General features: G+C 62.6%; 17 protein-coding genes. 11 read left to right on the top strand and 6 right to left on the bottom strand.

The window, feature by feature from the left end; genetic code table 11:
• Positions 1-39: 39 nt before the first annotated feature.
• The gene (recN, locus tag HF027_RS13160) at positions 40-1713 is read right to left on the bottom strand and encodes a DNA repair protein RecN (RefSeq protein WP_168016412.1); all 1674 of its coding nucleotides are present in this window, start codon (positions 1711-1713) and stop codon (positions 40-42) included.
• 222 nt (positions 1714-1935) lie between these two features.
• Between recN and grpE the strand changes: the two genes are divergently transcribed.
• The 3 genes from grpE (at position 1936) to dnaJ (ending at position 5870) form a co-directional block, all read left to right on the top strand.
• Positions 1936-2526: a nucleotide exchange factor GrpE gene (gene grpE / locus HF027_RS13155; protein ID WP_168016410.1), complete on the top strand. Its 591-nt coding sequence runs from the start codon at positions 1936-1938 to the stop codon at positions 2524-2526.
• 183 nt (positions 2527-2709) lie between these two features.
• Positions 2710-4635 carry a molecular chaperone DnaK gene (gene dnaK / locus HF027_RS13150; RefSeq protein WP_168016408.1) on the top strand — a complete coding sequence of 642 codons (1926 nt, stop codon included), beginning with the start codon at positions 2710-2712 and terminating at the stop codon, positions 4633-4635.
• Positions 4636-4727: 92 nt separating this feature from the next.
• Positions 4728-5870 (top strand): molecular chaperone DnaJ, encoded by a 1143-nt coding sequence (gene dnaJ / locus HF027_RS13145; protein WP_168016406.1) that lies wholly within the window; start codon positions 4728-4730, stop codon positions 5868-5870.
• 68 nt (positions 5871-5938) lie between these two features.
• Here dnaJ and HF027_RS13140 read toward each other — a convergent pair whose 3' ends face one another.
• Positions 5939-6868 carry an HNH endonuclease gene (locus HF027_RS13140; protein WP_168016404.1) on the bottom strand — a complete coding sequence of 310 codons (930 nt, stop codon included), beginning with the start codon at positions 6866-6868 and terminating at the stop codon, positions 5939-5941.
• A 224-nt stretch (positions 6869-7092) separates the two neighbouring features.
• Here HF027_RS13140 and HF027_RS13135 point away from each other — a divergent pair, with 224 nt between their 5' ends.
• The gene (locus HF027_RS13135) at positions 7093-7989 is read left to right on the top strand and encodes a DMT family transporter (protein ID WP_168016402.1); all 897 of its coding nucleotides are present in this window, start codon (positions 7093-7095) and stop codon (positions 7987-7989) included.
• Here HF027_RS13135 and HF027_RS13130 read toward each other — a convergent pair.
• Genes HF027_RS13130 through HF027_RS13120 form a run of 3 tightly spaced genes read right to left on the bottom strand, consistent with a single transcriptional unit; the run spans position 7967 to position 10897 of the window.
• The gene (locus HF027_RS13130; RefSeq protein ID WP_168016400.1) at positions 7967-8716 is read right to left on the bottom strand and encodes an ABC transporter ATP-binding protein; all 750 of its coding nucleotides are present in this window, start codon (positions 8714-8716) and stop codon (positions 7967-7969) included. The genes HF027_RS13135 and HF027_RS13130 overlap by 23 nt on opposite strands.
• Positions 8710-9780: a FecCD family ABC transporter permease gene (locus HF027_RS13125; protein ID WP_168016398.1), complete on the bottom strand. Its 1071-nt coding sequence runs from the start codon at positions 9778-9780 to the stop codon at positions 8710-8712. The genes HF027_RS13130 and HF027_RS13125 overlap by 7 nt, the downstream gene beginning before the upstream one ends.
• Entirely contained in the window at positions 9770-10897 is a 1128-nt protein-coding gene (locus HF027_RS13120; protein ID WP_168016396.1) for an ABC transporter substrate-binding protein, read from the bottom strand. The genes HF027_RS13125 and HF027_RS13120 overlap by 11 nt, the downstream gene beginning before the upstream one ends.
• 227 nt (positions 10898-11124) lie before the next feature.
• Between HF027_RS13120 and HF027_RS13115 the strand changes: the two genes are divergently transcribed.
• From HF027_RS13115 to greA, 6 genes are all read left to right on the top strand, one after another.
• The gene (locus HF027_RS13115; RefSeq protein ID WP_168016394.1) at positions 11125-11406 is read left to right on the top strand and encodes a DUF2218 domain-containing protein; all 282 of its coding nucleotides are present in this window, start codon (positions 11125-11127) and stop codon (positions 11404-11406) included.
• 10 nt (positions 11407-11416) lie between these two features.
• Positions 11417-12352 (top strand): DMT family transporter, encoded by a 936-nt coding sequence (locus HF027_RS13110; protein WP_245184797.1) that lies wholly within the window; start codon positions 11417-11419, stop codon positions 12350-12352.
• Between the two features lie 114 nt (positions 12353-12466).
• On the top strand, positions 12467-13285 hold the full coding sequence (gene dapB, locus HF027_RS13105) for a 4-hydroxy-tetrahydrodipicolinate reductase (RefSeq protein WP_168016392.1): 819 nt from the start codon (positions 12467-12469) through the stop codon (positions 13283-13285).
• A 308-nt stretch (positions 13286-13593) separates the two neighbouring features.
• Positions 13594-14739, top strand: a complete 1146-nt coding sequence (gene carA, locus HF027_RS13100) for a glutamine-hydrolyzing carbamoyl-phosphate synthase small subunit (protein ID WP_168016390.1) — start codon at positions 13594-13596, stop codon at positions 14737-14739.
• A 55-nt stretch (positions 14740-14794) separates the two neighbouring features.
• Positions 14795-18025 carry a carbamoyl-phosphate synthase large subunit gene (gene carB / locus HF027_RS13095; protein WP_168016388.1) on the top strand — a complete coding sequence of 1077 codons (3231 nt, stop codon included), beginning with the start codon at positions 14795-14797 and terminating at the stop codon, positions 18023-18025.
• Positions 18022-18498: a transcription elongation factor GreA gene (gene greA / locus HF027_RS13090; protein ID WP_168016386.1), complete on the top strand. Its 477-nt coding sequence runs from the start codon at positions 18022-18024 to the stop codon at positions 18496-18498. The genes carB and greA overlap by 4 nt, the downstream gene beginning before the upstream one ends.
• 164 nt (positions 18499-18662) lie before the next feature.
• On the opposite strand, the gene yhbY is transcribed toward greA, so the two are convergent.
• A complete protein-coding gene (gene yhbY / locus HF027_RS13085) occupies positions 18663-18989 on the bottom strand; it encodes a ribosome assembly RNA-binding protein YhbY (protein ID WP_168016384.1) in 327 nt (108 codons plus the stop codon).
• Positions 18990-19122: 133 nt separating this feature from the next.
• Between yhbY and rlmE the strand changes: the two genes are divergently transcribed.
• Positions 19123-19785, top strand: a complete 663-nt coding sequence (rlmE, locus tag HF027_RS13080; RefSeq protein ID WP_168016382.1) for a 23S rRNA (uridine(2552)-2'-O)-methyltransferase RlmE — start codon at positions 19123-19125, stop codon at positions 19783-19785.
• Positions 19786-19828 lie beyond the last annotated feature (43 nt).

Raw genomic sequence — 19828 nt, 5'->3', positions numbered from 1 at the left:
CGCTAAACGCCACCGGCCTCGGGCGCGACGAGTTGCTGGCTAGTGGTGCGGTCGCTGGCTGGCGTCGAGCATTTCCCGTGCGTGAGCCAGGGTGCGCTCGGAAAGATTGACGCCGCCGAGCATGCGCGCCAATTCGCCGATGCGGCCGCCTTCATCGAGTAGCGCCATGCGGGTCTGGGTGTGATCGCGTTTGGCCTGCTTTTCGATATGCAGATGCTGGTGTGCCTGTGCGGCCACCTGGGGCAGGTGCGTCACTGTCATCACCTGGCCATTGGTGCCGAGGCGTTTGAGTAGCTGACCGACGATCTCGGCGGTAGCGCCGGAGATCCCCACGTCGACCTCGTCGAAGACCAGGGTGGGAATTGTCGAATGGCTGGCAGCCACCACCTGAATGGCCAGGCTGATGCGCGATAGCTCGCCGCCGGAGGCGACCTTGGCAAGCGCCCGCGCCGGCTGTCCCGGGTTGGCGCTGATCAAAAACTGCACGCGGTCGAGTCCATCAGGTGCTGGGTTGGTGCGCTCCTCGATGGCGACCTCGAAACGTGCCTTGCCCATGGCCAAAAACGCCAGCTGCGCCTGCACTTCCTTGCCGAAGCGTTTGGCCGCCTTGTGGCGTGCCTCGCTGACCTCCTTGGCTTCTGTCCGCCACTGTTCACGCAGTGCTTCGACCTCGGCGGTGAGCGCTTCGATATCGTGCTCGCCGCCATCCAGCCCCTCAAGCTCTTCGCGCAGGCGCTGATGCAGAGCGGTTATTTCTTCAGGCATCACGTGGTGCTTGCGAGCGATGCGGTGCACTTCACTGAGGCGATTGTCGACCTGCGTCAGGCGTTCGGGGTCAAGCTCGGTGGCATCGGCAAAGCGGGCCAACTCACGGGCCGCCTCTTCGATCTGAATGCGGGCGCTGTCGAGCATGCCCAGCGCCTCGGCCAGGGCACCCTTTTCGCTGCCGGGTAGCGGCGAAAGATGGTTCATGGCCTGGTTGAGCAGCGTCAGGGCGCCGCCTTCGTCGTTCTCGCAGCATTCGCTGGCGAACTGGCTCTCGCGAAGGTGTTCTTCGGCATGGGCAAGGCGCTCCTGCTCGTCCTCGAGTTGGGCGAGCTCACCCTCGGCCAGCGCCAGTTGATCGAGTTCCTCAACCTGATAGCGCAGCAACTGGCGGCGGGCCTGGATCTCGTCGCCGTCCTCGGCGAGTCGCTTCAGTTGCCGACGGCTCGCTTGCCAGGCCTTGAACGTCTCGGCCATTTGGGTCACGGCAGGGCGGTGGCCGGCGAAGTCGTCGAGTAGACGCAGATGCGTATCCTCGTTCAGCAGCGCCTGGTGGGCATGTTGACCGTGAATCTCTATCAGGTGCTCGCCGAGTGACTTGAGGTCGGCGATAGTGGCCGGTTGGCCGTTGATCCAGGCCTTGGAGCGGCCGCTCTTGGTGATCACTCGCCGAAGCAGGCAGTCATCGGCGGGAAGCTCACGGGACTCAAGCCAGTGGCGCGCGGCGGGTAGGTCACCAATATCGAAACGCGCGCTCAGGTCGGCGCGTTCGGCGCCATGGCGGACACTGCCGGTATCGGCACGTTCACCGAGGCATAGCCCCAGAGCCCCGAGCAGGATCGACTTGCCGGCGCCGGTCTCGCCGGTGATGGCGGTCATGCCGCCCTGAAGCTCCAGGTCGAGTCGCTCGACGATGGCAAAGTCCTGAATGGCAAGCTGCACCAGCATGGCTGTCTCCCGCCCGTGAAGGTTATGTCCCGCTGTTTCGCATCATGGTCTGTGTGTTTATACAGTAGTCCATGCCCCTCTTCAATTGCCAGCGTAAACGCGGTGACGCCATGCCTTGAGTTCGCCATGACCATCCCCATATAGGCGGTAGTTCACTCATATAGTTGACTCATTCAGCTGCCAGGGCGGCCGTTAGCCGCCTTCCGACGTCAGGAGATGCTCATGGCTAAAGAACCTCAGACGCCATCACAGGAAGACGAGTCCGATCACAGCACGCTCGAGACAGAAATTCACGACCCTGTCGAGACCCTCGAGCACGAGAGCGAGGCTGACGACAACGCCGAGGCCGATATGTTGGCCGCGAAGGTCGAAGAGCTCGAAGAGAGCCTGCAAGAGGCCAAGGACCAGCAGCTGCGCGCCGCCGCTGAAGCGCAGAATGTGCGCCGCCGCGCCGAGCAGGACGTCGAGAAGGCGCGCAAGTTCGCGCTGGAAAGGTTCGTCAAGGAACTGCTCCCGGTGATCGATAGCCTCGAGAAGGCGCTGGAAGCCATGGAAGATGGGGCCAGCGAAACGCACCGCGAGGGCGTGTCGATGACGCTGAAGATGCAGCAGGACGTGCTTTCCAAGTTCGGGGTGGAGACCGTCGACCCCGAGGGTGAACCGTTCGACCCGCAGTATCACGAGGCGCTGACCATGGTGCCGTCGCCCGATGTCGAGCCCAACACCGTCATCGAGGTGATGCAGAAGGGCTATCTGCTCAATGGTCGCCTGGTACGCCCGGCGATGGTGGTGGTCAGCCAGGCCGCGAACTGAGGTCAGGCAGGTGCGTCCATTAGTGATGCGCCATTCATGCACGCCATCAACCGTGCATGACAGCAATTCGGAAAACGTCGTTAAAAAAGGGCTTGAAAAGATCTCAGCGGCCCCCACATAGACGACAACCCCGCGGCATTCGCCGCGAGCAACGATTCAAAGCAACGACTTCGAGGATTTCCTATGGGACGCATCATCGGTATTGACCTGGGGACAACCAACTCCTGTGTCGCCGTTCTCGACGGCGACAGCGCCAAAGTTATCGAGAACGCCGAAGGTGGCCGCACCACGCCGTCCATCATCGCCTACACCGATGACGGCGAGACACTGGTGGGCCAGGCGGCCAAGCGCCAGGCGGTCACTAACCCGGAAAACACCCTGTACGCCATCAAGCGCCTGATCGGCCGTCGCTTCAAGGACGATGTCGTCCAGAAGGACGTGAAGATGGTGCCTTACACCATCACCGAAGCCGACAATGGCGACGCCTGGGTACAGGTCAAGGACAAGAAGCTGGCACCGCCGCAGGTCAGCGCTGAAGTCCTGATGAAGATGAAGAAGACCGCTGAGGAATACCTTGGCGAAGAAGTGGCCGAAGCGGTGATCACCGTGCCGGCCTACTTCAACGACTCTCAGCGTCAGGCCACCAAGGACGCGGGTCGCATCGCCGGCCTTGAAGTCAAGCGCATCATCAACGAGCCGACCGCGGCGGCGCTGGCCTATGGCATGGACAAGTCGCGCGGCGACAAGACCATCGCGGTCTATGACCTGGGTGGCGGTACCTTCGATATTTCCATCATCGAAGTGGCCGACGTCGACGGCGAGACCCAGTTCGAAGTGCTTGCCACCAATGGCGACACCTTCCTGGGCGGCGAAGACTTCGACATGACGCTGATCAACTATCTCGTCGATCAGTTCAAGTCCGACAGCGGCATCGACCTGTCTGGCGACAAGCTGGCCATGCAGCGCCTCAAGGAAGCTGCCGAGAAGGCCAAGATCGAGTTGTCCAGCGCCCAGCAGACTGACGTCAATCTGCCCTACATCACCGCTGACAACACCGGTCCCAAGCACCTCAACGTCAAGGTGACCCGTGCCAAGCTCGAGTCGCTGGTCGAGGACCTGATCAAGCGCTCCATGGGCCCCTGCAAGACCGCGCTTTCCGATGCTGGCCTGTCCGCGTCCGATATCGACGACGTGATCCTGGTGGGCGGTCAGACCCGCATGCCGATGGTGCAGAAGCAGGTCGCCGAATTCTTCGGTAAGGATGCCCGCAAGGACGTCAACCCGGACGAAGCCGTGGCCGTGGGTGCTGCCATCCAGGGCGGCGTGCTGGGCGGTGACGTCAAGGACGTGCTGCTGCTCGACGTGACGCCGCTGACACTGGGTATCGAGACCCTGGGTGGCGTGATGACGCCGCTGATCGAGAAGAACTCGACTATCCCGACCAAGAAGACGCAAACCTTCTCGACCGCGGATGACAACCAGACGGCCGTGACCATCCACGTCCTGCAGGGTGAGCGCAAGCAGTCCAGCGGTAACAAGTCTCTGGGTCGCTTCGATCTGGCCGACATTCCGCCGGCGCCGCGTGGTGTGCCGCAGATCGAGGTCGCCTTCGACCTGGACGCCAACGGCATCCTCAACGTGTCCGCCAAGGACAAGGCCACCGGTAAGGAACAGTCGATCGTCATCAAGGCCTCCAGTGGCTTGTCCGAGGAAGAAGTCGAGCAGATGGTCCAGGACGCTGAGACCCACGCCGAAGAGGACAAGAAGTTCGAGGAACTGGTCCAGTTGCGCAACCAGGCCGACGGCATGGTTCACGCGGCCAAGAAGACCATCGAAGAAGCCGGCGACAAGGCCAGCGACGACGAGAAGCAGAAGATCGAAACGGCCATCGCCGAGCTGGAAGAAGCGTCCAAAGGCGACGATCAGGAAGACATCCAAGCCAAGCTGGATGCGCTGACCGAAGCCTCCGGTGCCCTTGCTCAGAAGATGTACGCCGAGCAGGCCGAAGGCGAACAGGCTCAGGCTGGCGCCGAGGCGAGTGGCAAGCAGGAAGATGACGTGGTCGACGCCGAGTACGAAGAAGTCAACGACGACCAGAAAAAGCAGTAAACCACGACATCTGAATGACGGATGACGCCAGCGCGGGAGCCTGACTCCCGCGTTGGTGTTTCCGCACTGTCGCTACGGAGGCGGACAGACCCATGTCCAAACGTGATTACTATGAAGTTCTGGGCATCGAGCGCGGGGCTGACCAGAAAGAGGTCAAGAAAGCCTATCGACGCCTCGCCCAGAAGTTTCACCCGGACCGCAATCCGGATGATGAAACCGCACAGCAGAAGTTTCAGGAAGTGTCCGAGGCCTACGAGGTCCTGAGCGATTCCGAGAAACGTGAAGCCTATGACCAGTTTGGTCATGCCGGTGTCGATGGCCAAGCCGGCGGCGGTGGCGGCTTCGGCGGCGGCGGCGCTGGTGGCTTCAGCGATATCTTCGGTGATGTCTTCGGTGACATCTTCGGTGGCGGCGGTGGTCGGCGCCATCCGAATGCCCCGCAGCGTGGCTCCGATCTGCGCTATAACCTCGAGCTTGATCTTGAGGACGCGGTGGCTGGCACTTCGGTCGATATTCGCGTACCGCGCCATGTCGAGTGTGGCCGCTGTGACGGCGGCGGTGCCGAGCCGGGGTCCACCAAGGACACCTGCCCGACCTGTGCCGGTCAAGGCCAGGTGCGCATGCAGCAGGGCTTCTTCGCCGTGCAGCAGACCTGCCCGACCTGTCACGGCAGCGGTCAGCACATCAAGGTGCCGTGCCACGAGTGTCATGGCGAAGGGCGCGTACGCGAGACGCGTACCCTCTCGGTGAAGATTCCGGCTGGCGTCGATACCGGCGATCGCATTCGCCTCAATGCCGAGGGCGAATCTGGCATTAACGGTGGCCCGCCCGGTGATCTCTACGTGCAGGTGGCGATCAAGCCGCACAAGATCTTCCGTCGCGAGGGTCGCGATCTGCAGTGCGACGTGCCGATCAACTTCGTTGACGCCGCCCTGGGCGGTGAACTCGAGGTGCCGACGCTGAATGGCCGGGTCAAGCTGAAGATTCCGCCCGAGACCCAGACCGGCAGACTCTTCCGCATGCGTGGCAAGGGCGTCAAGCCGGTACGCGGCGGACCTCCCGGCGATCTGCTGTGCAAGGTCGTGCTGGAAACGCCGGTCAAGCTCAGCGATGAGCAGAAGGACCTGTTGCGTCAGTTCCAGGACAGCCTGGAAGGCAGCAAGAGTCATCACTCGCCGAAGAAGACCAGCTTCTTCGATGGCGTGAAGAAGTTCTTCGAGGACATGAAGCCGTAAGCGGTTTCTTTCCCGAATGATCAAGGCCCCGCGCTCCGCAAGGAGGCGGGGCCTTGTTGTGTCCGGCCTTAACGCAACAGGCGCTGCATGCGCCAGTGAAGCCCAGCGGGGTCTGGCTGGTAGTGCTCGCTACTCGGCAAGTAAAGCGGTGCACCGTCCAGTCGGTGTAGCCAACGATTGTCCTCTAAGAGCGGGTCGACGGCGGCGCTTACGTGCCATCTGAGGTCCGGGCCGGGCGCGACCAGGTGGTTGTCCATGGCCCAATGCAGATCGGGAGTCATTGCCAGGCCATTGCTGGGGTGATCGTTCTGGCTATCGACGAATGGGATGATATGGGCGGCTTCTGTCAGGTAACGGTAATCGGGTGTAATGAAGCGCCTGCGACTGGCGGCACAGCGATAGTCATAGGCTTCCAGCACCAAAGAGCGGAAAGCAGCGGAGCGTGCATAGTGCTGCCCTGTTTCCTGGACCATGCCCCGCAATTGTTCTGGCTGTTTCTCGTATGTGCCGCTAGCCAATGCTGTCTGGAGGTATGTCTGGAGCCGGGTATAGACCACTCTATCTGATGATAGGTAATGATCCGCCATCAGAGTGCAGGCCTCTTCGGCTTTCCGCGGCTCCTGCAGCACCGAGAAAAGCACTGGGTCCAGTCGAGCGGAAGAGAAGCGTTCCAATAACCGCCTCATGGACTTAGGCTGCCCTAACGCGCTTGCTCGTGAGCCGGTTTCAGGCGAGTAGTCAGGTGACCACAGTGGGCCGGATGGCCCTTTATCATTGCGCAGATGCCATAAAGGAAGCCACGGGTTGGCTTTGTGTCTCTCTGTTGTTAACAGCTCGTAGAGGTCGTGGTAGCGGACCATCAGTCGGTCGCTGATCACGACGATGTTCGACATGAGATGGCCAGTCTGGATCTCGCAGATGATGGCCAGTAGCAGGCTGGGCTTGTTGAAAGGGCTTCCCGTGCGGAGGTTCGTGAGGCATGCCAGCCGTTCATCCATGTGTTCTGTTTTCCTTATATAGCCAATTGCCAACGTATCGCGGTGGTGCCTCTTTTGTCATGTCGCTTGTCGGTGCCGGGTGTCGATTAGCCATCCGCCGTCGCGTGGAGATGGGAATCATTCCCGGTTCCCGTGTACCATATCGCCTCGCTCGCCGGTGAGCCGACTGTCGACGGCACGGCGAGCAACGCCCTTTTTACACGGATAAAACGACAAGGATACTCATGGACGATGTCGCGGATCGGCCGTTGGCCGGCATCCTGCTCAGGCTGCTATCAGGCCTTCTTTTCACAGGGATGATGGTGTGCGTCAAGGCGGTGAGCATTGATGTGCCGCTGGGTCAGACCGTGTTCTTCCGCTCGCTGTTCGCATTGCTGCCGATCGTTGCCTTCATGACATGGCGTCGGCAGTTCCCCGCGGCCCTGGCCACGCAGCGCCCGCTCGGGCATCTGCTGCGCTCGGGGCTGGGGGCGGCGGCGATGTTTGCCTCCTTCGCGGCCGTGGCACGGCTACCGGTGGCCGAGGCGACGCTTCTGGCGCAGCTGTCGCCGGTCGCCATGGCGGTGGGCGGGGTGCTGCTGCTCGGCGAGCGGTTCTCCCTGCATCGTGGGGTGGCTCTGGCGCTGGTGCTTAGCGGGGTGGCGGTGCTGGTGGTGCCGGACCTGCAAGGCCCTCAGGAGGGTGCTCGTGTGCTGGGGTATCTGCTGGGCATCCTGGCGGCCTTGCTGACGGCGGGGGCGTTAATGACGGTGCGGCGGATTTCGCGCACCGAGACGGCGGCCTCCATCGCTTTCTACTTCGTGATGGTCACGACGCTGGCGGGGCTCGCAACGCTGCCGCTGGGGTGGGTGGCCGTCTCGGGGGAGACGCTTGGCTTGCTGGTGTTGTCGGGGCTGTTTGGCGGTGCGGCGCACATCTGCATGACCCTGGCGCTGCGCTACGCCGAGGTCTCGCGTCTGGCGCCATTCGAGTATGTGGCGCTGATCTGGCCGGTGCTGGCGGATCTGTGGATATTCGGACTGCCAGTCACCAGCGGCTTCTTGCTTGCCTTGCCGCTGGTGTTGGGCGGTGCTGTGCTTGCGGGGTTCGAGGGACGGTTTAAACGGCTGCTTCGACGATGAGCTGGGGGCGCCCCATTGAGCAAGGCTCGATGCGGGCGTCGACCTGAAAGACGTGGCGCAGCAGTGTCGGGGTCACCACCTGCTCGGTCGTGCCGCATGCCACCAGCTGGCCGCTTTCGAGCACCATGGCCTGGTCGGTGAAGCGCAGCGCATGGCCGATGTCATGCAGCGAGGCGATGATCAGCATCTCCCGCTCGCGGGCCAGTCGCCGCAGGATACTCAGCAGGCTGATTTGACGGTGCAGGTCCAGCGCCGAGGTCGGCTCATCGAGGAGCAGGATCTCCGGGGCCTGAACCAGCGCCTGGGCCGCGCTCACCAGCTGTCGCTGTCCTCCACTGAGATCACTGATATCGCGCTCGCCCAGTGACGCGATGCCCAGGTCGTTAAGGGAGCGGTCGACCTCATGAAGATCGTCGGGCTGCACCTTCAGACTGCGCCCCTGCATGCGCGCCAACAGCACCGATTCGTACACCGTCAGCACTGCGCTGGACCCGGTCTCCTGGGGCATGTAGGCCACCGGGCGCTCGCGGGTGGTGCCCTCGATACGGACTTCGCCACCACCCTTGAGCAGCCCGAGGATGCGCCGGAAGAGGGTCGACTTGCCGGCCGCATTGGGGCCAAGCAGGGACACGATCTGGCCGCCGGCGAAGGTTGGCGTGGTGATCTCTGAGAGGATCTGGCGCCGGCCATAGTGGGCCGAAAGGCGATCTAGCGTGAGCGTTACCATGAAGCCTTCTTGTGGCTGAGCACGAGGAACAGGAAGAACGGAATGCCCACCAGCGAGGTGATAATGCCGATGGGAATGATGGTGCCGGGCAAGATGATCTTCGACAGCACTGAACCCACGGAAAGGATCAGGGCGCCGCACAGCGCTGAGCCAGGCAGGAAGAAGCGCTGATCTTCCCCTAGCAGCAGGCGGGCGATATGCGGCCCGACCAGGCCGATGAAGCCGATGGTGCCGACGAAGGCGACCGAGATGGCGGCCAGCAGCGAGACCAGCACCAGCACTTCCAGGCGCAGTGCGCGGGGGTTGACGCCCAGGCTCTCGGCCTTAGCGTCGCCCAGGCGCATGGCGGTCAGTGCCCAGCCACGACGCGCCAGCAGGGGCAGAATGAAGGCCAGTACGCCGAGGGCGATCCATAACTTGGGCCAGGTGGCCTTGGTCAGGCTGCCCATGGTCCAGAACACCACCGCGGATACTGCCTGTTGGCTGGCGAAGAACTGAATCAGCGCCATCAGCGAGTTGAAGATGAACACCATGGCGATGCCGAGCAGCACGATGGTTTCGATCGTCACCCCGCGGCGCATGCTCAGCAGGTGAATGGCGCCGGCGGTCAGCATGGCCATGACGAAGGCATTGATCGGGATGATGTAGTCGACCGCGGCGGGCACCAGCGATACGCCAAAGGCGAGCGCCAGCGCGGCGCCGAAACTCGCACCGGCCGAGATGCCCAGCGTGAAGGGGCTGGCCAGCGGATTGCTGAGGATGGTCTGCATCTGGGCGCCGGCGATCGACAGGCTGGCACCGACGACCAGCGCCATCAGCGCGACCGGCATACGAATTTCCCACAGGATCACTTTGACCGAGGGGCTGACGTTATCCGGCGTCAGCAGGGCGGTGATCACTTCCCCCAGCCCATAGCGCGCAGGCCCGAGCGCTAGATCAACACAAAGGCTCAGGCCCAGCGCCAGGGTGAGGGCGGCGAGAATCAGCTGCCGCCTGATCACCAGATAGCGATAGAACTCGCCCTCTCGAGCGGCGGCGGGGCTGACGGTGGTGTCACTGCTCATTCAAGGAGGTCCAGTATCCGGGTTGGTAATCGACCGGCAGGAAGCGCTCGTGGAGGGTCTCAAGCGTCTCCTCGGGGTCCAGGTCCTGGAACAGCTCCGGGTGCAGCCATTTGGCGAGGCGCTGCACGGCAACGAAGTAATAGGGGCTGTTGTAGAACTGGTGCCAGATGGCGTGGAAGTTGCCGTTCTCGACGGCGTTGATGCCGGTCATGGCGGTGCGCTCGGTCAGTCCTTCAAGCTTCTCCCGGGCCGTTTCCATATCGGCGCCCGGCCCCACGCCTACCCAGTCGCCGCCTGGCACGTAGGCATCCCAGTTGCCGCCGGTGACCACGACGTGGTCGGGGTTGGCGGCAATGATCTGCTCGGGGTTGAGATTGCCGAAGGTGTTGGGAATGATCTCGGCGGCGATGTTGTCGCCCCCAGCGAGTTCGACATACTCACCGAAATTGGCCGGACCGAAGCTCATGCAGCAGTCCTCGGAATAGCCGCCGGCACGGTCAATGAAGACCTTGGGGCGCTCGGGGTCGGCAGCCTCGATGGTCTCGGTAACACGGGCCATTTGCGCTTCGGCGAAGTCGATGAAGGCCTGGGCCTTTTCTTCCTCACCCAGCAGGCGGCCCATCAGGCGCATGGAGGGGATGGTGTTCTGGAGCGGGTCCTCGCGGAAGTCCACGTAGACGATAGGAATGCCGAGCTGGCCCAGCTTTTCGTCGTAGGCGGCATCTTCGGTTGCCGCCTTGGCCTCGAGGTTCATCAGCACCACGTCAGGCGTGAGCGCTGCGGCCTGCTCGACGTCGAAGGTGCCGTCCTTGAAACCACCGAAGGTCGGGATGTCTTCCATTTCGGGGAACTTGGCCGCGTAGCTCGCGTAGTTGTCAGGATCCGCCTGGGAGAAGTCCTTGCGCCAGCCGACGACGTGTTCGAAGGGAGCGTCGGATTCCAGCGCCCCCAGCAGATAGATCTGGCGGCCTTCACCCAGGATCATGCGCTCAACGGGCGCCTCGAGGGTGACCTCGCGGTCGGCGATGTCCGTCACGGTGATGGTGTCGGCCTGTGCGGCCATGCAGCCAAGTGCAATGACCGAGCCACCGACGGCCTTGAGCAGAGAGGTATTCATAGGTGGATGTCTTTCTCGTTGAAGGGTCATGTCGCAATCCGGTAGTCGGGATGCTAACCGGATTCGGTTATCTTTTACGCATGATTCTTATTTGCGGATGCCGAGCAGTATGGCGTAATGCCGCCTGTCGCGTCCAGATGTCAAGGTCGCCCTTCTACCTGGGGTGGCGCTACCAGGGCGCATCGTCATAGGCTATGAATTCATGACCGACACATACGGAGCCCGTTATGCCCATCTCACGTGCCGAGATCCCTACTGAGTCCGGCAGCAAGTTGATCAATCGCCTGTGCAAGCACTGGTCGCATAAGTTCGAGGTCGAGCATGGTGAGGGGCATGGCCGCGTTCAGTTCGAAACGGGCACCTGCCTGATGGAGGCCGAACAAGAGCGCCTTCTAGTGGCCATCGAGGCCCTGGACGTGGACGCCCTCGACAGCCTCGAGAGTGTGGTGGCGAGCCACCTGGAGCGCATGGCCGGCGATGAGGCGCTGACAATCGTCTGGGAGAATTGACTCGCACCGCGTGGTAATACTCAAGGCCCACCTTGGCCTGCTGCTTTGGGCGCTGCTGGTAGGGCTATCCTTCCCGGCCGTTGGGCTTGTCGATGACGCCTTGCCGCCGATGTTGCTGACCGCACTGCGCTTTTCGATCGCGTCCATTGCGCTCTGGGCGCTGGCGCGGCGTGCCCCCGACCGCTGGCCAGAGAGAGGCGCTTGGCTTTTGTATGCCGCGATGGGGCTGTGCCTTGCCAGCTTCTTCGCGTCCATGTTCTGGGCGGCGAGCCATACAACGGCGCTCGCCATGGCCACGCTGTTCGTCAGTGTGCCGCTGCTGGCCTTCCTGCTGGGCCTCTTCGCCGGGCTTGAACGCCGTAGCTGGCGACTGCCACTGATTCTCTCGATGGGCGCCTTGGGCGCCATTATGCTGGCGATCGTCGAGGCCAGTGGCCGCGTTAGCGCTAACGCAGTAGGAAGCGCTGGCCTTGGTTTCGGGGCAGGCGAGGCGGTATTTCTTCTTGGTTGCCTGGCAAGTGCGCTTTATCCGGTGCTTTCTAAATGGGGGCTCGCCCGAGGGCTGCTGTCGACATCGGCGGCGGTACGTACCTTCTGGAGTCTGTTGCTGGGCGGGCTATTGATCGGTCTTCTGGGGCTTGTCCTCGAGCCCGCCGCGGCGCTCGCCCAGATGCGTCTTCAAGACGGCTTGGTAGTGCTTTACCTGGGGCTCTTCTCCAGTGCGCTGACCTTCTGGTTGCAGCAGCGGGCGACGGAGGTGCTGACGCCTGGAGCGGTGACTGCCTATGGCTACCTGGTGCCCTTCGTGTCGATGCTGCTGCTGTTCGTGCAGCAGCCTGCTCGGATCGGCTGGGGATGGCTGCCTGGCAGTGTGCTGGTGCTTTTGGCAATGGCTTTGCTGTGGCGCGATGACGCTCGCCGCCGGCAGGCGGGGAGAGCCCGCTGAGCCCAGGCGTCTGCCGCCGCACCCACGACAGACGTGCCGTATCGCCAGTTGCTATACTGCCGCGACTTTTCTCGCTATCTGTCACACAGAATTTGCCAACCACTTGGAGATCGCATGTCCTCTCACGCTCCCCGTATCGCCATCGTCGGTGCTGCCGGCCGCATGGGCCGCACCCTGGTCAACGCCGTCACTCAGGACCCGGAGGCCACCTTGGCCGCGGGGATCGTCGAGTCGGGTAGCTCGCTTGCCGGTGCTGACCTGGGCGAGCTTGCTGGCCTTGGCAAGCTGGGTGTCGTTGCAAGCGATGACCTGGCCGCCGTGATCGAGGATGTCGATGTGCTGATCGACTTCACGGCACCGCGGGTGACGCTCAATAACCTGGCGCTGTGCGCCCGGCACGGCGCGGCGATCGTGATCGGCACCACTGGGCTTTCCGATGATGAGCTGGCCGAGCTCGACGGCTACCGCGACCAGGTGCCGATGGTCTTCGCGCCCAATATGAGTGTCGGCGTCAATCTGACCCTCAAGCTCTTGGAGACCGCCGCCAAGGCGCTCGGCGACGAGGGCTATGATATCGAGGTGATCGAGTCTCATCACCGCCACAAGGTCGATGCCCCCTCCGGCACGGCGCTGAAGATGGGGGAGGTGATGGCCGATGTGCTGGAACGCCCCCTCAAGGAGTACGGTGTCTTCGAGCGGGTCGGTCAGTGCGGGCCGCGCACCGACAAGGAGATCGGCTTTGCCACCGTGCGCGCCGGTGACATCGTGGGCGAGCATACGGTGATGTTTGCCACCGAGGGCGAGCGCATCGAGATTACCCACAAGGCGAGTAGCCGCATGACCTTTGCCAAGGGCGCGGTGCGGGCCGCGCGCTGGGTCCATGGTCGGGCGGCAGGGCGCTATGACATGCAGGACGTGCTCGAGCTGAAGTGATGCAACCCCGGCCGGCGCATCGGGTCCATTGGACTAAAGGGCTAGCTGGCGAGCGCCAATTCCGGTAACATTGATCAAATTTTTTGGCCGGGCGATGTTACCTCGCTTGTAACGAATCGCACCTCGCTTGTAGCGAATCGCGCCAGCAAGCATTACGAGCGAATGACAGCAAGCGGGATGAAACCGGTTCTCCGGGTTTCGTCCCGCTTTTTTACGAGCCGCAGGAAGCGCCCGTTGCCAAAAACACCAGTTGTCGGACGATGAGGCCGTTGCCCCTGGCGGCCTCCTGAGCTTGGGAGGAAGTTGCGTTGAACAAACCCGCGATATTGGCCTTGGAAGATGGCAGCGTGTTCCATGGCACCGCGATCGGCGCCGATGGGCAAACCAGCGGTGAAGTGGTGTTCAATACCGCCATGACCGGCTATCAAGAAATTCTCACCGACCCCTCCTACACTCGACAGATCGTCACCCTCACTTATCCCCATATCGGCAATACCGGCGTCAATGCAGAGGACGTCGAATCCGGCGCCATCGCCGCTGCCGGCCTGGTGATCCGCGATCTGCCGCTGCTGGCCAGCAGCTTTCGTAGCGAGCAGCGCCTCGATGACTACCTGAAGAGCCAGAATGTGCTCGGCATCGCCGACATCGACACCCGGCGGTTGACCCGGATCCTGCGCGATAAGGGGGCCCAGAATGGCGCTATTCTCGCCGGGGCCGATGCCGAGGGCGATGAGGCCGTCGAGCGGGCCCTGACCGCGGCAAAGGCCTTTCCAGGTCTCAAGGGCATGGATCTGGCCAAGGTGGTGTCCTGCCAGAGTGCCTATGAGTGGAGCGAAGGCGAGTGGGCGCTGGGTAAAGGCTATGCCGATACCACGGCAAGCGAGCGTCCCTTCCATGTGGTCGCCTACGATTTTGGCGTCAAGCGCAACATCCTGCGGATGCTGGCGTCTCGAGGCTGTCGCCTGACGGTGGTGCCGGCCCAGACCCCGGCAGCCGAGGTGCTGGCACTGAACCCGGACGGTGTCTTCCTGGCCAATGGCCCGGGTGACCCCGAGCCCTGTGACTACGCGATCACTGCCATTCGCGAGATCCTCGACACCGAGCTGCCGGTGTTCGGCATCTGCCTGGGGCATCAGTTGCTGGCGCTGGCCAGTGGGGCCAAGACCGCCAAGATGAAGTTTGGTCACCACGGCGCCAACCACCCGGTGCAGGATCTGGATTCCGGCCAGGTGATGATCACCAGCCAGAACCACGGCTTCGCCGCCGACGAGGCAAGCCTGCCGGATACCCTGCGTGCGACCCATCGTTCGCTGTTCGATGGCTCGTTGCAGGGTATCGAGCGCACCGACCGGCCGGCCTTCAGTTTCCAGGGTCACCCCGAGGCGAGCCCCGGCCCGCGCGATGTCGCGCCGCTATTCGACAAGTTCGTTGCCCTGATGCAGGCGCGCCGCTAGGCGCCCCTGTTCGATCGCGCCGTCGTCTGTCACCTTTTTTTCTGCGGGAAACGTCATGCCCAAGCGTACCGATATCCAGAGCATCCTGATCATTGGCGCTGGCCCGATCGTTATCGGCCAGGCCTGCGAATTCGACTATTCCGGCGCCCAGGCCTGCAAGGCCCTGCGCGAGGAAGGCTACCGAGTCATTCTGGTCAACTCCAATCCGGCGACCATCATGACCGACCCGGTCATGGCCGATGCCACCTACATCGAGCCGATTACCTGGGAGGCGGTGGAGAAGATCATCGAAGCCGAGCAGCCCGATGCCGTGCTGCCGACCATGGGTGGCCAGACTGCCCTGAACTGCGCCCTGGAGCTCGAGAAGCACGGCGTGCTCGCGAAGCACAGCGTGGAGATGATCGGCGCCAACGCCGATGCCATCAACAAGGCCGAGGACCGCGACCTCTTCGACCAGGCGATGAAACGCATCGGCCTGGAGTGCCCCAAGGCCAAGGTGGCGCACTCCATGGACGAGGCCTGGGAGATTCAGGGCGAGCTGGGCTTCCCGGTGATCATCCGCCCCTCCTACACCATGGGCGGCTCCGGCGGCGGCGTGGCCTACAACAAGGAAGAGTTCGAAGAGATCTGCATCCGCGGTTTCGAGCTCTCCAACAACCATGAGCTCTTGATCGACGAGTCGCTGCTGGGGTGGAAGGAATACGAGATGGAGGTCGTGCGCGACAAGCACGACAACTGCATCATCGTCTGCGCGATCGAGAACTTCGACCCGATGGGCGTGCACACCGGTGACTCGATCACCGTGGCCCCGGCTCAGACGCTGACCGACAAGGAATACCAGATCATGCGCGACGCATCGCTTGCGGTGCTGCGCGAGATCGGCGTCGAGACCGGTGGGTCCAACGTTCAGTTCGGCATGGACCCGACGACCGGGCGCATGGTGGTCATCGAGATGAACCCGCGGGTGTCGCGCTCCTCGGCGCTGGCCTCCAAGGCCACTGGCTTCCCGATCGCCAAGATCGCCGCCAAGCTGGCCGTCGGCTACACCCTCGATGAGCTCAATAACGACATCACCGGTGGTCGTACCCCGGCCTCCTTCGAGCCGGCAATCGACTACGTTGTCACCAAGATTCCGCGCTTCACCTTCGAGAAGTTCCCCCAGGCTAACGATCGTCTGACCACACAGATGAAGTCGGTGGGCGAGGTGATGGCGATCGGCCGGACCTTCCAGGAATCCCTGCAGAAGGCGCTGCGCGGCATGGAGACCGGCAAGGACGGTCTCGACCCGGTAGTCGACGACTATTCGCCCGAGACCATGGCGCACCTCAAGGGTGAGTTGCAGGCCGCCGGTGCCGAACGGATCTTCTACATTGCCGACGGCATGCGTGCTGGCTTGAGTGTCGAGGAGATCTTCGCGCTCACCAACATCGACCGCTGGTATCTGGTGCAGCTCGAGGAGCTGATTCGCCTCGAGCAGGATCTGGAGCGTCGCTCGCTGTCCGATCTGGACGGTCGCGAGATCTTCAAGCTCAAGCGCAAGGGCTTCAGTGATGTGCGTCTGGCGAGTCTGCTCGGTGTGTCCGAGAGCGAGTTCCGCAAGGCGCGTCAGAGCCACGGTGTGCGCCCGGTCTACAAGCGCGTCGATACCTGCGCCGCCGAGTTTGCCTCCGATACCGCCTACATGTATTCCAGCTACGAGGAGGAGTGCGAGGCCGAGGTCACCGACAAGAAGAAGATCATGGTGCTGGGTGGCGGGCCCAACCGCATTGGTCAGGGCATCGAGTTCGACTACTGCTGCGTGCACGCGGCGCTCGCCATGCGCGAGGATGGTTACGAGACCATCATGGTCAACTGTAACCCCGAGACCGTGTCCACCGATTACGACATCTCCGATCGCCTCTACTTCGAGCCGGTGACCCTCGAGGACGTGCTGGAAATCGCCGATAAGGAACGCCCCGAAGGGGTGATCGTGCAGTTCGGTGGCCAGACGCCACTCAAGCTGGCGCGTGCGCTGGAGGCTGCCGGTGTGCCGATCATCGGCACCACCCCCGACGCCATCGATCGCGCCGAGGACCGTGAGCGCTTCCAGCAGATGATCGACAAGCTGGGCCTCAAGCAGCCGCCCAATGCGACCGCCAGAAGCTTCGAGGATGCCTTTGCCAAGGCCGAGGCCATCGGCTATCCGCTGGTGGTGCGCCCCTCCTATGTGCTGGGCGGCCGGGCCATGGAAATCGTCTACTCGGCCACCGAGCTCGAGCGCTACATGACCCATGCGGTCAAGGTCTCCAACGATTCACCGGTGCTGCTGGATCACTTCCTCAAGGCGGCCATCGAGGTCGACGTGGATGCGGTCAGCGACGGTGAGCAGGTGGTGGTTGGCGGCATCATGCAGCATATCGAACAGGCTGGCGTGCACTCCGGTGACTCCGCCTGTGCGCTGCCCCCGTATTCGCTGCCGGCCGACGTCCAGGATGAGATGCGCGAGCAGATCAAGCGCATGGCGGTCGAGCTCAACGTGGTCGGCCTGATGAACGTGCAGCTGGCCTGGCAGGACGGCGAGATCTACGTCATCGAGGTCAATCCGCGGGCGTCGCGCACCGTGCCCTTCGTTTCCAAGTGCATCGGCACCTCGCTTGCACAGGTGGCGGCGCGCTGCATGGCCGGCCAGACGCTCGCTTCCCAGGGCTTTACCCGCGAGATCGTGCCGCACTTCTACAGCGTCAAGGAGGCGGTCTTCCCGTTCAACAAGTTCCCGGGCGTTGACCCGATTCTGGCACCGGAGATGAAGTCCACCGGTGAGGTGATGGGCTCCGGCGAGACCTTTGCCGAGGCTTTCTACAAGGCGCAGCTGGGTGCCGGCGAGGCGATTCCGCGCCTGACTGGCGACCGCAAGGCGTTCCTGTCGGTGCGTGAGCCGGACAAGGAGGGCGTTATCGAGGTGGCCAAATCTTTGATAGGATTAGGCTTTACCCTTTGCGCTACCCGCGGCACAGCGCGCGCCCTCAAGGCCGCTGGCATCGCCGTTGAGTCCGTCAACAAGGTCAATGAAGGCAGGCCGCATATCGTCGATATGCTCAAGAACGACGAGGTGGCCTACATCGTCAACACCACCGAGGGGCGTCAAGCCATCACCGACTCCTCGGTTATCCGCCGCACCGCTCTTGCCCGCAAGGTCCCCTACGCCACAACACTGGCGGGGGCGCAGGCTGTTTGTCTGGCGCTCGAGTATGGCAACCAGATCACGGTTCGGCGGCTTCAGGAACTGCATGCAGGAGCGACACAATGAACAAGGTCCCGATGACCGTGGACGGCGAGAAAAGCCTGCGTAAAGAGCTCGAGCAGCTCAAGAGCGTGGAGCGCCCAGAGGTGATCGCCGCCATTGCCGAGGCCCGTGAACATGGCGATCTCAAGGAGAACGCCGAATACCATGCCGCTCGTGAGCAGCAAGGCTTTATCGAAGGACGCATTCAGGAGATCGAGGGTAAGCTTTCGGTCTCCCAGGTGATCGATGTCACTAAACTGCCCAAGACCGGTAAGGTGATCTTTGGCGTGACCGTCGATCTGATCAACCTGGATAACGATGAGGATGTGCGCTACCGGATCGTTGGTGAGGACGAAGCCGATATCAAGTCGGGCCGAATTTCGGTGACATCCCCCATCGCCCGCGCCCTGATCGGCAAGGATGAAGGCGACGTGGTGGTGGTCAAGACCCCGGGTGGCGATGTCGAATACGAGATTGCCAGCGTCGAGCACCTCTGATCGCGAGATGCCCGTAGCGGTGCCGCAGAGCAGATTCGAGAGTGGCTCTGTGGTGCCGCCAGGCGCAAGGGGGTCAACGGAGCCTTGACGCGATAGCCACAAAAAAGCCCGCGACACTGTCGCGGGCTTTTTCATGAGGCGGCGAGCGCTCGCGGGATGCTGATCTAGCGGCGGCCGTGGTGTTCCTCGAAGCGCTTGATGTTGGAGAGCTTCGGGTTGGCCTTGGGGTTGGCGCGGTAGAGCAGCACCATCTTGCCGATGCTCTGCACATTCTCGGCGCGCGAGTCCTTGACCAGTGCCTCAATGACGGCGGCGCGGTCATCGCGCTCAGGGATAGCCAGCTTGACCTTGATCAGTTCATGGTCGCCCAGGGCGCGGTCGAGTTCCGCCAGCACGCCCTCGGAGATGCCGTTCTCGGAGACGGTAACGACCGGGTTGAGGTGGTGGCCGATGCTGCGCATTGCTTTCTTTTGTGCCTGTGACAAGCTCATGATATCTTGAACGTTCCGGTTGTGCTGGCAGGTTATACTGAACACGTCATGGTACGTGGATTATCGTCTGCGCGAAAGCCATGCGACCGGCCCCTTCTGTTTATTCGATTCCCCAAGCATTTCAGGTGATGACGTGGCACGCTCCACCAGCTCCAAGAGTGCCGGGTCACGCGGTGGCCAGGCCAGCAAGACCAGTGGTAACTGGCTAAAGGAACACTTCGACGACCAGTACGTGCAGCGTTCCTGGCAAGACGGCTATCGCAGCCGGGCGAGCTACAAGCTGCTCGAGCTGGATGCCAAGGACAAGCTGTTCAAGCCAGGCATGACAGTTATTGACCTGGGCGCGGCACCGGGTGGCTGGAGCCAGGTGGCGGCCGAGAAGGTTGGCGAGCGGGGCCTGGTGATCGCCTCCGATATTCTCGAGATGGATGCCTTGGCCGATGTGACCTTTCATCAGGGTGACTTCACCGAGGATTCCGTGCTCGAGGCGATTCTGGAAGCGCTCGGAGAACGGCGCGTGGACCTTGTGATGTCGGACATGGCCCCCAATATGAGTGGTATGGCTGCAATCGATCAGCCTCAGGCAATGTATCTGGTCGAATTGGCTCTGGACCTGGCCCGCCAGACGCTTTCGCCCGGCGGCCGCTTCGTGGCCAAGGTGTTTCAGGGTGAAGGCTTTGATGCCTACCTCAAGGATCTGCGCAGTAGCTTCAACAAGGTCATGACGCGCAAGCCAGAGGCGTCGCGCGCACGTTCACGCGAGGTCTATCTGCTGGCAGATGGGTTCCGCGGCTGACCCTTTGCAGCAGGCCTTTTCGCGCAGGTCTCCTGGAGAGTAT

Source organism: Halomonas salinarum (assembly GCF_012062845.1).
Lineage (GTDB): Bacteria > Pseudomonadota > Gammaproteobacteria > Pseudomonadales > Halomonadaceae > Onishia > Onishia salinarum.
Note: the sequence above shows the minus strand (reverse complement) of the source record. Positions and strands in the feature narration are given on the sequence as shown.

What these genes read in the sequence shown, in the direction of transcription:
- recN (WP_168016412.1), bottom strand. Translation starts at nt 1,713, where the DNA reads ATGCTGGTGCAGCTTGCCATTCAGGACTTTGCCATCGTCGAGCGACTC.
- grpE (WP_168016410.1), top strand. Translation starts at nt 1,936, where the DNA reads ATGGCTAAAGAACCTCAGACGCCATCACAGGAAGACGAGTCCGATCAC.
- dnaK (WP_168016408.1), top strand. Translation starts at nt 2,710, where the DNA reads ATGGGACGCATCATCGGTATTGACCTGGGGACAACCAACTCCTGTGTC.
- dnaJ (WP_168016406.1), top strand. Translation starts at nt 4,728, where the DNA reads ATGTCCAAACGTGATTACTATGAAGTTCTGGGCATCGAGCGCGGGGCT.
- HF027_RS13140 (WP_168016404.1), bottom strand. Translation starts at nt 6,868, where the DNA reads ATGGATGAACGGCTGGCATGCCTCACGAACCTCCGCACGGGAAGCCCT.
- HF027_RS13135 (WP_168016402.1), top strand. Translation starts at nt 7,093, where the DNA reads ATGGACGATGTCGCGGATCGGCCGTTGGCCGGCATCCTGCTCAGGCTG.
- HF027_RS13130 (WP_168016400.1), bottom strand. Translation starts at nt 8,716, where the DNA reads ATGGTAACGCTCACGCTAGATCGCCTTTCGGCCCACTATGGCCGGCGC.
- HF027_RS13125 (WP_168016398.1), bottom strand. Translation starts at nt 9,780, where the DNA reads ATGAGCAGTGACACCACCGTCAGCCCCGCCGCCGCTCGAGAGGGCGAG.
- HF027_RS13120 (WP_168016396.1), bottom strand. Translation starts at nt 10,897, where the DNA reads ATGAATACCTCTCTGCTCAAGGCCGTCGGTGGCTCGGTCATTGCACTT.
- HF027_RS13115 (WP_168016394.1), top strand. Translation starts at nt 11,125, where the DNA reads ATGCCCATCTCACGTGCCGAGATCCCTACTGAGTCCGGCAGCAAGTTG.
- dapB (WP_168016392.1), top strand. Translation starts at nt 12,467, where the DNA reads ATGTCCTCTCACGCTCCCCGTATCGCCATCGTCGGTGCTGCCGGCCGC.
- carB (WP_168016388.1), top strand. Translation starts at nt 14,795, where the DNA reads ATGCCCAAGCGTACCGATATCCAGAGCATCCTGATCATTGGCGCTGGC.
- greA (WP_168016386.1), top strand. Translation starts at nt 18,022, where the DNA reads ATGAACAAGGTCCCGATGACCGTGGACGGCGAGAAAAGCCTGCGTAAA.
- yhbY (WP_168016384.1), bottom strand. Translation starts at nt 18,989, where the DNA reads ATGAGCTTGTCACAGGCACAAAAGAAAGCAATGCGCAGCATCGGCCAC.